The organism is Streptosporangium longisporum (assembly GCF_039534895.1).
GTDB lineage: Bacteria > Actinomycetota > Actinomycetes > Streptosporangiales > Streptosporangiaceae > Streptosporangium > Streptosporangium longisporum.
In genome coordinates, this window is record NZ_BAAAWD010000019.1 from 40,087 (window position 1) to 53,180 (window position 13,094).

Annotated in this window: 12 protein-coding genes and 1 pseudogene; 7 read left to right on the plus strand and 6 right to left on the minus strand. The window is 74.3% G+C overall.

Annotated elements, in window-relative coordinates; genetic code table 11:
- Positions 1–42: 42 nt before the first annotated feature.
- On the minus strand, positions 43–504 hold the full coding sequence (locus ABD832_RS32130) for an Lrp/AsnC family transcriptional regulator (protein WP_344902914.1): 462 nt from the start codon (positions 502–504) through the stop codon (positions 43–45).
- A 93-nt stretch (positions 505–597) separates the two neighbouring features.
- On the opposite strand from ABD832_RS32130, the gene ABD832_RS32135 reads away from it, so the two are divergent.
- From ABD832_RS32135 to ABD832_RS32145, 3 genes are all read left to right on the plus strand, one after another.
- The gene (locus tag ABD832_RS32135; protein ID WP_344902917.1) at positions 598–1,473 is read left to right on the plus strand and encodes an LLM class flavin-dependent oxidoreductase; all 876 of its coding nucleotides are present in this window, start codon (positions 598–600) and stop codon (positions 1,471–1,473) included.
- Positions 1,463–1,888, plus strand: a complete 426-nt coding sequence (locus ABD832_RS32140; protein ID WP_344902920.1) for a nucleoside deaminase — start codon at positions 1,463–1,465, stop codon at positions 1,886–1,888. The genes ABD832_RS32135 and ABD832_RS32140 overlap by 11 nt, the downstream gene beginning before the upstream one ends.
- Positions 1,889–2,180: 292 nt before the next feature.
- Complete coding sequence (locus ABD832_RS32145) at positions 2,181–2,594, plus strand: (R)-mandelonitrile lyase (RefSeq protein ID WP_344902923.1); 414 nt, start codon at positions 2,181–2,183, stop codon at positions 2,592–2,594.
- Here ABD832_RS32145 and ABD832_RS32150 read toward each other — a convergent pair.
- The 3 genes from ABD832_RS32150 to ABD832_RS32160 all read right to left on the minus strand — a co-directional run bounded on the left by ABD832_RS32150 (position 2,554) and on the right by ABD832_RS32160 (position 6,273).
- Positions 2,554–3,702 (minus strand): nucleoside hydrolase, encoded by a 1,149-nt coding sequence (locus tag ABD832_RS32150; RefSeq protein WP_344902926.1) that lies wholly within the window; start codon positions 3,700–3,702, stop codon positions 2,554–2,556. The genes ABD832_RS32145 and ABD832_RS32150 overlap by 41 nt on opposite strands.
- A 67-nt stretch (positions 3,703–3,769) precedes the next feature.
- Positions 3,770–4,246, minus strand: a complete 477-nt coding sequence (locus tag ABD832_RS32155) for an Lrp/AsnC family transcriptional regulator (protein WP_344902929.1) — start codon at positions 4,244–4,246, stop codon at positions 3,770–3,772.
- Between the two features lie 158 nt (positions 4,247–4,404).
- Positions 4,405–6,273: a sensor histidine kinase gene (locus ABD832_RS32160; protein ID WP_344902932.1), complete on the minus strand. Its 1,869-nt coding sequence runs from the start codon at positions 6,271–6,273 to the stop codon at positions 4,405–4,407.
- 321 nt (positions 6,274–6,594) lie between these two features.
- On the opposite strand from ABD832_RS32160, the pseudogene ABD832_RS32165 reads away from it, so the two are divergent.
- The 3 genes and pseudogenes from ABD832_RS32165 to ABD832_RS32175 all read left to right on the plus strand — a co-directional run.
- A pseudogene (locus ABD832_RS32165) lies at positions 6,595–6,786 on the plus strand (pirin family protein); the annotation flags it as partial.
- 400 nt (positions 6,787–7,186) lie between these two features.
- Complete coding sequence (locus tag ABD832_RS32170; RefSeq protein ID WP_344902935.1) at positions 7,187–7,390, plus strand: pirin-like C-terminal cupin domain-containing protein; 204 nt, start codon at positions 7,187–7,189, stop codon at positions 7,388–7,390.
- 279 nt (positions 7,391–7,669) lie between these two features.
- Positions 7,670–9,079, plus strand: coding sequence for a dihydrolipoyl dehydrogenase family protein (locus ABD832_RS32175; protein WP_344902938.1), 1,410 nt, complete (start codon positions 7,670–7,672; stop codon positions 9,077–9,079).
- A gap of 87 nt (positions 9,080–9,166) precedes the next feature.
- Here ABD832_RS32175 and ABD832_RS32180 read toward each other — a convergent pair whose 3' ends face one another.
- Positions 9,167–10,339, minus strand: a complete 1,173-nt coding sequence (locus ABD832_RS32180) for an acyl-CoA dehydrogenase family protein (RefSeq protein WP_344902941.1) — start codon at positions 10,337–10,339, stop codon at positions 9,167–9,169.
- 156 nt (positions 10,340–10,495) lie between these two features.
- Positions 10,496–11,611 carry a M24 family metallopeptidase gene (locus ABD832_RS32185; RefSeq protein ID WP_344902944.1) on the minus strand — a complete coding sequence of 372 codons (1,116 nt, stop codon included), beginning with the start codon at positions 11,609–11,611 and terminating at the stop codon, positions 10,496–10,498.
- A gap of 223 nt (positions 11,612–11,834) precedes the next feature.
- On the opposite strand from ABD832_RS32185, the gene ABD832_RS32190 reads away from it, so the two are divergent.
- Positions 11,835–13,055: a PP2C family protein-serine/threonine phosphatase gene (locus ABD832_RS32190; protein ID WP_344902947.1), complete on the plus strand. Its 1,221-nt coding sequence runs from the start codon at positions 11,835–11,837 to the stop codon at positions 13,053–13,055.
- The last annotated feature ends 39 nt before the right edge of the window (positions 13,056–13,094 follow it).

Consider the following 13,094-nt stretch of genomic DNA (forward strand, 5'->3'; position numbering starts at 1 on the left):
CCGGTCCGTCGTGGCCGCCCGGGGCGGACGTCCGGCGAAGCCCTACCGGAGGCCGGCGGGCGGGGTCCGCGGACCCCGGTAGGCCAGGGTCTGGCCGTAGACGACGGTGGTGGTCGTGCTGCCGAACAGCGCCAGCTCGTCGACGATCCGTTCCAGGTGGGCCATGGAACCCGCCGCCACCTTCAGCGTGTAGCAGTCGTCGCCGGTGGTGCGCAGGCACTCCAGGATCTCCAGGCGCTCGCCGAGCAGCCGGCGCAGCGGCTCGTGCCGGCTGCCGGGGTACTTCAGGCGCACCAGGGCCAGCACGGCGAAACCGACCTTCTCCAGGTCGACGTCGGCCCGGTAGCCGGTGATGACGCCCAGCGTCTCCAGCCGTCTGACCCGCTCGGTGGTCGCCGAGGCGCTGAGGTTCACCCGCCGTCCCAGCTCGGTGAGGGGGACGCGGCCGTCCCGCTGGAGCTCCACCAGGATCGCCCAGTCGGTCTCGTCGAGATCCTCGGCCATCCGCCGAACATACCGGCAGATCCACGGCCAGGGCCGGTGAACACCGCGAACGACGCCTTCAGAGCCGGGGATCGCCTGGGTAGTGTCCCCATCATGAAAATCGGGGTGAACATACCGAACTTCGGGCCGGGGACCGATCCGGACGTGCTGGGGCGCTGGGCACGGACCGTGGAGGCCCTCGGCTACGACCTGTTGATGATCTCCGACCACGTCGTGGTGACGTCCGACGTGGCCGAGCACTACCCGGCTCCGTTCTACGAGCCGTTCACCACGCTGTCCTGGCTGGCCGGCCTCACCGAGCGGGTCATGCTCGGCACCTCGGTGCTGATCGTGCCCTACCGCCACCCCCTGCTGACGGCCCGGATGGCGGCGAACCTCAACCGCATCAGCGGCGGCCGGCTGATCCTCGGCGTGGGCACCGGCTGGGCGCGCCAGGAGTTCGCCGCGCTCGGGGTGCCGTTCGAGCGGCGCGGGCGGCTGACCGACGACCACCTGCGGGCGATGCACGCCGCCTGGGCGGACGAGGAGGACTACCGCGCCGGGAGGATACCGATCTGGGTCGGCGGGAACGGCGACGCCGGCCTGCGCCGCGCGGTGCGCCTCGGCGAGGCGTGGCACCCGCTGCGGATGACCCTGCCGTGGCTGCGCGGCGCGGTGGACCGGCTGAAGGCCGTCGCGGACGAGCTGGAACGGCCGGTGCCCGCCCTGACCCCCCGCATCGTCCTGCGCCTGACCGACGCGCCGGTCACCGGTCCCGAGCGGCTCGCCGGCGTGGGCACCGCCGAGCAGATCCTCGACGATCTCGAAGAACTGCGCCTGCTCGGGTCCGAGACCGTCGTGCTCGACCCGTTCGGCTCCGACCCCGCCGAGACCTTCCACCCGCAGGCGGCCTGGCGCGCGCTCGCGACCGTGGCCGACCTGTGGCCCCGCACACCCGCCACCCGTGAACGGAGCGACCATGACACCTGAGGACGAGACCTTCCTGCGCAGGGCCATCGCCCTGGCCGCGCGAGCCCGCGCGACCGGGGACGCCCCCTTCGGATCGCTGCTGGTGGGACCGGACGGCGCCGTGCTGGCCGAGGACCACAACACGGTCACCAGCGACGGCGACATCTCCGCCCATCCCGAGCTGAAGCTGGCCCGGTGGGCCGCCCGCGAGCTGGATCCGGCCACCGCCGCGGCCACCACCATGTACACCAGCTGCCAGCCCTGCCCCATGTGCGAGGGCGCCGTCGAACGGTCCGGGCTCGGGCGCGTGGTGTACGCGCTGTCCAACGAGCAGCTCGACGGGCTCAAGCCGGGCGGCGGGTGGCCCCGGGTCCCCCAGGAGGGCCCCGCCCTGTTCGAGGAGGCACGCGTCCCGGTCGAGGGCTTCTACCACTGACGCCGGGACCGAGGGCCCGGGTGAGTCCCGGGCCCTCCTTCCTGCCCGGTGACGGCCGTCCGGCGGGCGCCGATAGGCTGGCCTCCCATGGAAGTCCCGGGGCGCGGGGTCGTACGGGGACCCCTGCCGCGAGGGCGGCCACGACCGGCCGTGACACCGCGTGAGGCGACACGCCGGGCGGAGGGGGTTCCGGCGCGGACCACGTCCCCGGCCACGATCCGGATCTTCTCGCCCGCGCCGCCGACCCGATCCGACCCGCCCCGGTCCGGGGACCGGACGAAGGAGAGCACGCATGGAGGTCCTGCGGAAACGCCCCACCGGCAGGGGACCGGCCGAGTGGTTCACCGGTGACGTCTGGTTCGACGTCGTCCACGCCGGCACCGAACCGTCCCGGATGCGGGTCAACATCGTGCGCTTCGCGCCCTGCGCGCGTACCGCCTGGCACCGGCACGCCGCCGGGCAGACCCTGCACGTCACCGAGGGCATCGGCCTGGTGTGCTCGCGCGGCGGCGAGGTCGTCGTGATGCGGCCCGGCGACACCGTCCACACCCCGCCCGGCGAGTGGCACTGGCACGGCGCCGCCCCCGACCACTTCATGACCCACCTGGCCATGTGGGAGGGCACCGGCGAGAGCGGCGTCCCCGAGACCGAATGGGGCGAGCACGTCACCGACGAGGAGTACCACACCCCTCCCGTCGCCGGCTGACCCGCGCGCCAGGCCCCGTACGGGAGGCGGCGTGCCCGGACCCGCGGCGGTCCCAGGTGCGAGGGGCTCGCCCGCGGCGGTCCCGGGTGCGGGGGGTGCCCGGCCGTAGGACCGTTGCGCGCCCGCGGGGCGGCCGGGCGCGGACGGTCACTGCGCAGGGTCCGGCGGGTCCCCCGGCCTCGATCGAGGCCGCCACCCCGGCGTAGACGTCCAGCAGGAGGTCCCAGAAGCGGCCGGCGTCGAGGGACGTGCCGACCAGGGCGTTGGGGGTGCGGCCCCGCGGGGCGAAGTCGGTCACGGTCATCCCCGAGGTGAAGCGGCCGGTCGTCTCGACGTCGACGACGGCGGGGACGAGGGTGATCAGTGACGGGTCGATCAGGTGGGCGATCGCGCAGGCGTCGTGCATCGCGGGGCCGCCGTCGTCGGTGATCGTGCCGTGGAAGCGCACGCACGGGACGAGCAGCCCGCCGCCGAGCCTGCCCATGGTCTCCATCCGCTCCACCACGGCCCGGGTGACCGTCGCGGAGCGGCTCACGTCGAGCCCGATCATGGTCACCGTCCAGCCGGCCCCGAAGACGATCGCGGCCGCCTCGGGGTCGGCGGCGATGTTGAACTCGGCCGCCGGGGAGAAGTTGCCCCGGGTGTACGACCCGCCGAGGATGGTGATCCCCCGCGCCCACTCGGCGACGCGGGGCTCCCTGAGCACGGCGAGCGCCACGTTCGTCAGCGGGCCGATGGCGACCAGCGTCACCTCGCCCGGGTCGGCTTTGAGCGTCTCGACGATGACGTCGGCGGCGTGCCCGTCCGCGGGCGGGAGCGTCGGCGGGGGCAGCAGCGCCCCTCCCAGGCCCGAGCCGCCGTGCACCTCGGCGGCGTTCACCCGGGGACGCATCAGGGCGCCCGCGCTGCCCGGGGTCACCGGCACGCCGCGGAGCCCGAGGAACTCTCGGAGCCGCAGCGCGTTGTCGGTGGTCCTGTCCAGGTCGACGTTGCCGCCGACCGTGGTGATCGCCAGGATCTCCAGGTCGGGGCTCCCGTGGGCGAGGACGAGAGCCAGCGCGTCGTCGATCCCGGGATCGCAGTCAATGATGATCTTTTGGGCGGCCATCCGTCGAGCTTGAATCACCTACCCCTTGTCCGGCAAGTCGGTAAATTTCCGGCCGGGGTGGCGGGGGTCAGGTGCGCTCGTCGGACCTGCCGTCCTCCGGTCCGGCCGGCTCCGGGACGCGGTGCTCGTACGGCGTGCTGAGCACGACCGTCGTGCGGGTGGACACATTGGCGGCGGAGCGGATCTGGTTCAGCAGCTCCTCCAGCGCGATCGGCGAGGCCACCCGGACCTTGAGGATGTAGCTCTCGTCCCCGGCCACGCTGTGACACGCCTCGATGGCGCTCAGGTGGGCCAGCCGCTCCGGGGCGTCGTCGGCGGCGGCGGGGTCGGTCGGCTTGATGGAGACGAAGGCGGTGAGCGACAGGCCGATGGCGTCGTAGTCGACGAGCGCCGCGTAGCCGCGGAGCACGCCGCGCTTCTCCAGGCGGCGCACCCGCTGGTGCACCGCCGACACCGACAGCCCGGTCTCCCTGGCGAGATCGGTGAAGCTCATCCGGCCGTCCCGGGCCAGCAGCGTGATGATACGGCGGTCGATCTCCTCCATCCGTCACACGGTAACGGCCCCGGGGAGCGCGCGCACCGTCACGGCATCACGGTCCGGCCCCGGAAAGCACGCCCCCCCGGCCCCACGGGCCGGCTCCGGGAAGCGCGCACCCCCCCGGCCTCACCGTCCGGTCCCGGGGAGGGCACACCGCAGTGGCCTCACCGTCCGGTCCCGGCCTCGCCTCCCGCGGACGGCCCGCCCGTGCCACCGGCCGCGACCGGAGCCCCGGAGCCCTCCCCGCCGGGATCGGGGGACGCCCGTTCGCCCTTGGGAGCCCGCGGCCCGGTCCCGGCGGGCACCTCCCGGCCCGCCGCCGCGTCCCGCCCGCCCGCGCCGGTCTCCTCGCCCGCCTCGGGCTCCCCGCTCACCGGGGACGACTTCTCCTCGGCGGCGGACTTCTCCGCGGTGGCGGCTCTCTCCCCGGCGAACTCCTCCTCGGCGGGCTCCTCCTCGGTGGCGGGCGGCAGCGGCGGGGCCGGCAGCGTGATGATGAAGCGGGCCCCGCCGGTGTGCTCGGTGTCGAGCCGGATCGTGCCGCCGTGCTGTTCCACGATCTTCCTGCAGAGCGCCAGGCCGATGCCGGTGCCCTCGTAGGCGTCCCGCTGGTGCAGCCGCTGGAAGATGACGAAGATCTTGTCGGCGAAGTTGGCGGCGATGCCGATGCCGTTGTCGGTCACGGTCATCCGCCACTCCCCCGCCCCGCCGGGCTCCAGCTCCACCCGTTCGGCCTCGATCCTCACCCGTGGCGCGCGGTCGGGGACGCGGAACTTCAGGGAGTTGCCGATGAGGTTCTGCCAGAGCATCACGAACTGCGTCCGGTCGCCGACGATCACCGGCAGGTCGCCGATCTCCACCTCGGCCCCGGACTCCTCCACCACGGCCGAGAGGTTGGCCAGGGCCCTGCCGACCACGTCGTTCAGGTCCATCTCGACGGGTTCCCTGGTGATGCGGCCCACCCGGGAGAAGGTGAGCAGCTCGTTGATGAGCACCTGCATGCGCTTGGCCCCGTCGACGGCGAAGTCGATGTAGGTGTTGGCCCGCTCGTCGAGCTGGGAGGCGTACCGCTGCTGCAGCATCTGGCAGAAGGACGCGATCTTCCTCAGCGGTTCCTGCAGGTCGTGGCTTGCCACGTAGGCGAACTGCTCCAGCTCGGCGTTGGAGCGCTTGAGCTCCTCGGCCTGGGCCGCGACCTGGACCCGCGAGGCCCTGGCCTCCTCCAGCTCGCTGACGATGCGCCTGCGCATCGCCTCCATGTCCCCGGCCAGCTCGGCGAGGTCGGCCGGGCCTCCGGTGTCGACGTGGTGGTCGAAGTCGCCCATGGTGACCCTGCGGGACGCCTCCCGCAGCCGGGTCAGGGGGTTGAACACCGCCATCCTCAGCAGCACCGCCACCGTGATGATGGTGATCAGGAAGGCGACCAGGATGCCGAAGAAGGTCATGTCCCTGAGCGTGCGGGCGGCGTCCAGCTCGACGCGGGCCTCGTTCCTGGCCTGGGTCCAGGCGGCGTTCTGGACGTCGAGGGCCTTCCTGACCAGGTCGAAGGAGCGTTTGCTCTCCGCGATCAGCGTCCCGCTCACGCTCTCGGGGCCCTTCTCCCTGGCCGTGGCGATCATCGGCTCGGCGTACCGGGCCCGCCAGTCGGCGGCCAGCCTCTCCACGGTGTCGAGCTCCCGCAGCGGCGCGGCCCCGGGGACCAGTCCCCTGATCTGCGCCGACACCGTGGTCTGCTCCCGGCGCCCGTCGACGTAGGGCTGCAGGAACTCCTCGTTGCCGGTGATGACGAAGCCCCGCATGCCGGTCTCCTGGTCCAGCAGGGTCGCCTGAAGGCGCTCGGCCTGGATCCGGCCGATGGAGATGTGGTCGATCAGGCGGTTGGAGGCCGACGCCGCGTTCTTCAGGACCGTGGCGCCGACGACCGCGGAGATCGCCAGCAGAACGGCCATGGCGAGCAGCACGACGTTGAACCATGTCTGCGCGCTCCAGCGGCTCTGCCGAGACCGGGGGGGAGCAGCTGTCTCGGTGGTCATCGCCCTCTCACTTCGCACGGTGTTCCGGCCCTCGGCGTCCGGAGGTCCGAGGGGTGGACGAAAGATACCGGAACCGGCTCGCGAACACGCAGGCGGTCCGTCCCCGGGAAGGTCACGGACCCGGGCGCCCGGCGGGGGCGGATCGGGACGTAGGGTCACCGGGTGAGCAATCTGGAGACGGATCCGCGGGAGTCGGCGTGCGGCGGCCCGGCGGACGGGGCGGCCGGGCCGGTCGAGGAGCTGCTGGACGGCCGGGACGTGGTGCTGGGCGGCCCCCGGGCGATGAGGGTCACCCGGACCCTGCCGAACCGGGACGTGCGGATGGTCGGCGCCTGGTGCTTCGTCGACCACTACGGTCCCGAGCGGGCGACGATGCGCGTCCCTCCGCACCCGCACACCGGCCTGCAGACCGTGAGCTGGCTCCTGGAGGGGGAGATCCTGCACCGCGACAGCCTCGGCAGCGAGCAGACGATCACCCCCGGGGGGCTCAACCTGATGACCGCCGGGCGCGGCATCTCCCACTCCGAGGAGTCGGTCCCCGGCGCCCGGCTGCACGGGGTCCAGCTCTGGGTGGCGCTCCCCTCGCACGCCCGCGGGACCGCCCCGGCCTTCGAGCACCACGCGGACCTGCCCCGCCCGGTCTCGCCGGGCGTCACCACGACCGTGATCATGGGTGAGCTGGACGGCGTCGCGTCCCCGGCGACGGTCCACACCCCGCTGGTCGGCGCCGAGGTGGCCCTGCAGGCGGGTGCCGGGACGCGCCTGGCGCTGCGCCCCGGTTTCGAGTACGCCGTGCTGGCCCTGTCCGGCACGGTGCGGGTCGCCGGCACCGACCTCTCCCCCGGGCCGCTGCTGCACCTGGGCTGCGGACGCGACGAGCTGGAGCTGCGCTCCGAGGGGGGGCGGGCGGCTGTTGCTGCTCGGCGGCGAGCCGTTCGAGGAGCGCATCGTCATGTGGTGGAACTTCGTCGGCCGCAGCCACGAGGAGATCGTCCGGTTCCGGCGCGAGTGGGCGGAGGGCGAGGCGTTCGGCACGGTGCCCGGCGCGGGAGCGGCCCCGCTGCCCGCGCCCGAGCTGCCGCTGACCCCGCTCAAGGCCCGCGGCCGCCGCCGCTGACCCCGCTCCCGCCCCGCCCTCCGCCCGGGGCACCCGAGACCGGGCCCAGGTCCTCACCCGAGACCGGACCCGGGTCCTCACCCCAGGCCGGACCCGGCCCCCTGCTCCCGGGGCCGGACCCGCGGACCGGCCCCGGGAGCAGGGGGCCGGGAACGACCTGCCGGACGCGCCGGGCCCCGCCCGCGGTGCCGCCCGGCGCCGGGATGCGAAGCTGGTACGACCCCGCGCCGCCGACGCGCCGCGGGACCGGTGACCTGGTTTTCCTATGGGAGGTACGTCGTGTCGGACGAGTTCGACGTGGTGGTGGTGGGCGCGGGCCCGGCGGGCGAGAACGTCGCCGACCGCGCGGTCAAGGGCGGGCTGACCGTGGCGATCGTCGAGGGCCACCTGGCGGGCGGGGAGTGCTCGTACTGGGCGTGCGTCCCCAGCAAGGCGCTGCTGCGCCCGGTGGACCTGGTCGCCGAGGTCTCCCGGGTACCGGGCCTGACCATGGGGCCGATCGACACCGCCGCCGTGCTCGCCCGGCGCGACGAGGCCGTGTCCCACCTTGACGACACGGGCCAGGTGGAGTGGATCAGGGGGGTGCCCGCGGAGTTCGTCCGGGGGCACGGGCGGCTGGACGGCCCGAAGCGGGTCGCGGTGACCGCACGGGACGGCTCGGTCCGCACCCTGACCGCCCGTCACGCGGTCGTGCTGGCCACCGGGAGCGCGGCCGCCGTCCCGCCGGTCCCCGGCCTCGCCGAGGCGTCCCCGTGGACGAGCCACGAGGTGACGGTGACCGGGAGCGTCCCGGCGCGGCTGGCCGTGCTGGGCGGCGGCGTGGTGGCCTGCGAGATGGCCCAGGCCATGCACGGCCTCGGCGCCGCCGAGACGACCGTGCTGGCGCGCGGCGGGCTGCTGGGCAGGATGGAGCCGTTCGCCGGGGAGCTGGTGGCCGCCTCGTTCGCCGAGGCGGGCATCACGGTCCGCACCGGCGTCCGGGTGACCGGGGTGGAACGGCCCCGGCCGGGCGGCCCGGTGACGGTCCACCTGTCCGAGGGGCCGCCGGTGGAGGCCGACGAGCTGCTGGTGGCCACCGGCAGGCGCCCGGCCACCGGTGACCTCGGCCTCGAGACGGTCGGCCTGGAGGCCGGGAAGATCGTGGAGGTCGACGACAGCATGCGCGCCACCGCCGTCGGCGACGGCTGGCTGTACGCGGTGGGCGACGTCAACGGCCGGGCCCTGCTCACCCACATGGGCAAGTACCAGGCGCGGGTGTGCGGCGACGTCATCGCCGCGCGCGCCAAGGGAGGCCCCGACGACCTCCCGGCGCTGCGCGACACCGCGGACGCGTACGGAGCCCCGCAGGTGGTCTTCACCGACCCGCAGGTGTGCTCGGTCGGCCGGACCGAGGCCGAGGCCCGCGCCGCCGGGTTCGAGGTACGCGTCGTCGAGTACGACATGGGCAAGGTGACGGGCGCCTACCTGCAGGGCGAGGGCTACCGGGGCCGGGCCAAGGCCGTCGTGGACGAGCGGCGCCGCGTGCTGCTGGGGGTGACGTTCGCCGGACCGGCCGTGGGCGAGCTGCTGCACGCCGCCACGATCGCGGTCACCGCCGAGGTGCCGCTGGAGCGGCTCTGGCACGCCGTGCCGTCCTTCCCCACGGTCAGCGAGGTCTGGCTGCGCCTGCTGGAGGGCTACGGGCTCTAGGGACCGTCCCGGGCGGGCGGGTACCGGCGTCGCGCCCCGCCCGGCCCCGGCGGACGGGGACGGGCGGGGCCGGGCGGGACGCGGGGGTCAGCGTCCGGCGTCCGTGACCTGCCTGGCCAGGGCGCGGCCGATCACCAGGCGCTGGACCTGGTTGGTGCCCTCGACGATCTGCAGGACCTTGGCCTCCCGCATGTGCCGCTCGGCCGGGAAGTCCTCCACGTAGCCGTACCCGCCGAGGACCTGGACGGCGTCGGTGGTGACCTTCATGCACATGTCGGTGGCGAACAGCTTCGCCATCGCCGCCCGCGTGCCGTACGGCCGGCCGGCATCGCGCAGCCTCGCTGCGTCCAGGTAGAGGGCGCGGGCCGCGGCGATCTGGGTGGCCATGTCGGCGAGCATGAAGCCGACGCCCTGGAAGTCGATGATCCGCGAGCCGAACTGGCGCCGCTCGGCCGCGTAGGCGGCGGCGACGTCGTAGGCGGCCTGGGCCACGCCGACGGCGCAGGCCGCGATGCCGAGCCTGCCGCCGTCCAGGGCGGCCATGGCGATCCGGAAACCCTCGCCCTCGGCGCCGAGCAGCGCCTCGGCCGGCAGGCGCACCCCGTCGAAGCGGACCTGGGCGGTGGGCGAGGACTTCATGCCCATCTTCCGCTCGGGCGCGCCGAACGACAGCCCCTCGGTGCCCGCGGGCACGTGGAAGCAGGAGATGCCGCGGGCGCCGTCGGCGGAGGTGCGGGCCATCAGCGTGTAGAAGTCGGCGGCGCCGCCGTGGGTGATCCAGGCCTTGACGCCGTCCACGGTGTAGCCGTCGTCGCCGTCCGTGCCGGGGACCGCCCGGGTGGTCAGCGCGGCGGCGTCGGAGCCCGACTGCGGCTCCGACAGGCAGTAGGCGCCCAGCCACTCCCCGCCCAGCATCTCGGGCAGCAGCGCGGCGCGCTGGTCGTCGGTGCCGTAGGCGGCCACCGGGAAGCACGACAGGGTGTGCACCGACACGCCCAGGCCCACGGCCAGCCAGCCGGCCGCGAGCTCCTCGATCACCTGCAGGTAGACCTCGTACGGCTGCGCCGCCCCGCCGTGCTCCTCGGGGTAGGGCAGGCCGAGCAGGCCCGCGCGGCCGAGCGTGCCGAACACCTCCCGCGGGAAGGTGCCGGCGGCCTCGTCGGCCGCGGCCCGGGGCGCGACCTCCTTGGCGATCAGGTCGCGGACCAGGTCCAGCAGGTCATGGGCGTCGCCGGTCGGCAGGACGCGCTCAACGGTCATCTGAATCCTCCAGCGTGAGGACCCCGCCCCGTGATCCGACGGGAGGGGGTGGTTTCCGCGTGCTCCAGGTCCTGGCGCGGACGGCGGGACGGCCGGGATCACCGGCCACCCCGATTCTGGCACCCGCCCCGCGGCAGGAGGAGGCGGGCCGCCGTCTCAGACGACCACGAGCTCGCGGGTACGGTGGTTGACCCGCTCGCCGCCGTCCTCGGTGCAGACGAGGATGTCCTCGATGCGGGCGCCGTGGGCGCCGGGCAGGTAGATGCCCGGCTCGACGGAGAAGGCGAAGCCGGGCGCCAGCGGCTCGGCGTTGCCCGCGACGATGTAGGGCTCCTCGTGGGTCTCCAGGCCGATGCCGTGGCCGGTCCGATGGATGAAGTACTCGCCGTAGCCCTCGGCGGCGATCACCTCGCGCGCGGCGGCGTCGATCGCCTCGCACGGCACGCCGGGGCGCACCGCGTCGCAGGCGGCCTGCTGGGCGCGCCGCAGCACCTCGTAGTAGGCCAGGAAGCCCGCGGGGGGCTCGCCGATCGCGTAGACCCGGGTGGAGTCCGAGCAGTAGCCGCCGGGCATCTGGCCGCCGATGTCGACCACGATCGGCTCGCGCTCGGCGACCACCCGGTCCGACAGCTCGTGGTGCGGGCTGGCGCCGTTGGGCCCGGAGCCGACGATGACGAAGTCGACCGTGGAGTGCCCGGCCGCGATGATCGCCTCGGCGATGTCCCTGCCGATCTCGCGCTCGGTCCGGCCGGCCCTCAGGAAGCCGGGCACCTGCGCGTGGACGGCGTCGATCGCGGCGCCCGCCTCGCGCAGCGCGGCCACCTCGGCCGGGCTCTTGCGCATGCGCAGCCCGCGCAGGACCGTCCCGGCGAGCACCTGCTCGGCCCCGGGCATCGCCTCGCGCAGGCGCAGCGACTGCATCGCCCACATCCGGTCGGCCAGGCCGACCCTGCCAGGGCGGCCCAGCCTGGCGGCGACGGTCGCGTAGGGGTCGTCGGTCTCGTCCCAGGGGACGAACTCCAGGCCCAGGCGCGAGGCCGGGGAGCGCTCGGCCGCGGGCAGCTCCAGGCGGGGCACCATCATGAACGCCTCGCCCCCGGCCGGGAGCACCAGGCAGGTCAGCCGCTCCAGCGGCAGCGCCTCGTAGCCGGTCACGTAGCGCAGGTCGGGACCCGGGGTGAGCAGCAGCGCGTCGAGCCCGGCGACGGCCGTGGCCTCGCGGGCGGCGGCCAGGCGGGTCACGGGATAGAGATCAGAGGACTCCGTTGTCACGCCGACCAATCTAATCCGGCCGGGACGACGGCGCATCAGGAGGGTCAGGGGGCCCGAAAGTCACGGAAAGGAAGGCGAGGGAGCGATCCCACCACTACAATCTGTTGAAGTACGATCACATTTCGTTGGCACGATATCCGTAAAGCCACGCATTCCGAGAGCGAGCTACATGGTCGGCGTAGTGGGCGGCCACCAGCCACCCCTCCACCCACGAAACGACCAGGTGACCCTTCCGGCCCCGACCGCCGTCGCCGAGAAGACGCGGTGGCGGCACGACGCGCCGGACGGGCACATGGCCGTGGAGCGACACCTCCTCACCGCACGCCTGGCGCACGCGGAACGGCTGGGCGACATGGGCTGGGCCGAGTGGGATCTCCGGACCGGGGAGGCCACCTGGTCCGACGGGGTGTACGCCATGTTCGGCCGCGACCCCGGCGACGGGCCGATCCCGCTGTGCGACCTCACCGGTCACGCCGAGGCGGTCGACCGGCCCGGGGTGGACCGGCTGCTCCGGTCCGTCGTGCGGCGGGCCGTGCCCGGGGAGGCCGAGTTCCGCGTCCGCCGCCACGGTGAGCTCCGCCACCTGCGGATCGTGCTGGACCCGGTCGTGAGCGGCGAGCGCGCCGCCGTGCACGGCGTCGTGCAGGACGTCACCGTCCGCCGCCGCGCCGAGCGCATCATGTCGGACTCGCGGGACATGCTGCTGCGGGTGCGCGAACAGGCCGCCGAGGAGCACCACATGAGCGTGGCACTGCGCGAGGCGATCATGCCCGGCCTGGACGGCACGATCGACCTGCCGTACGCGCGCGTCACCGTGCGCTACGCGGCGGCGGGCGTCGAGAGCGGCCTCGGCGGCGACTGGTACGACGCCGTCCGCCTGTCCGACGGCGGGGTGCAGCTCGCCATCGGCGACGTGGCCGGGCACGGGATGCCCGCGCTGGCCCAGATGGCCCAGCTCCGGCACGCCTTGGCCGGCCTGGCGATGACCGGCCACTCCCCCGACCGGCTGCTGACCTGGCTCAACGACCTGGTGCTGCGGCGGATGCCGGAGACCACGGCGACCGCCGTCGTGGGCCATCTCGACCCGGTCACCGGGACGTTCAGCTGGGCGCAGGCCGGTCATCCGGCCCCAATCCTGGTCCGCGACGGGACGGCCGTCCAGCTGGAGCCGCCCGCCGGGGTGCTGCTGGGCGCCACCTCGGACGAGCCGTACGGCCTGGCCTCGTTCCGGTCGCACCCGGGCGACCTGCTGCTCCTGTTCACCGACGGGCTGGTGGAGCGGCGTACCCGCGACATCGACGAGGGCGTGGCGCTGACCATGGCCGCGGCGGCGGCCCTGCCGGGCGGGGACCTGGAGGACGGGCTCGACCGGCTCATCGAGGTGGTCGGCGGCGCCAACCCCGAGGACGACACCTGCGTGCTGGCCGTCGGCGTCCTCAGCTGATTGGTTAAGTGACTCCGCCGCTTCCTGAAAGGGAGCGGC

What these genes read in the sequence shown, in the direction of transcription:
- ABD832_RS32130 (WP_344902914.1), bottom strand. Translation starts at nt 504, where the DNA reads ATGGCCGAGGATCTCGACGAGACCGACTGGGCGATCCTGGTGGAGCTC.
- ABD832_RS32135 (WP_344902917.1), top strand. Translation starts at nt 598, where the DNA reads ATGAAAATCGGGGTGAACATACCGAACTTCGGGCCGGGGACCGATCCG.
- ABD832_RS32140 (WP_344902920.1), top strand. Translation starts at nt 1,463, where the DNA reads ATGACACCTGAGGACGAGACCTTCCTGCGCAGGGCCATCGCCCTGGCC.
- ABD832_RS32145 (WP_344902923.1), top strand. Translation starts at nt 2,181, where the DNA reads ATGGAGGTCCTGCGGAAACGCCCCACCGGCAGGGGACCGGCCGAGTGG.
- ABD832_RS32150 (WP_344902926.1), bottom strand. Translation starts at nt 3,702, where the DNA reads ATGGCCGCCCAAAAGATCATCATTGACTGCGATCCCGGGATCGACGAC.
- ABD832_RS32155 (WP_344902929.1), bottom strand. Translation starts at nt 4,246, where the DNA reads ATGGAGGAGATCGACCGCCGTATCATCACGCTGCTGGCCCGGGACGGC.
- ABD832_RS32160 (WP_344902932.1), bottom strand. Translation starts at nt 6,273, where the DNA reads ATGACCACCGAGACAGCTGCTCCCCCCCGGTCTCGGCAGAGCCGCTGG.
- ABD832_RS32180 (WP_344902941.1), bottom strand. Translation starts at nt 10,339, where the DNA reads ATGACCGTTGAGCGCGTCCTGCCGACCGGCGACGCCCATGACCTGCTG.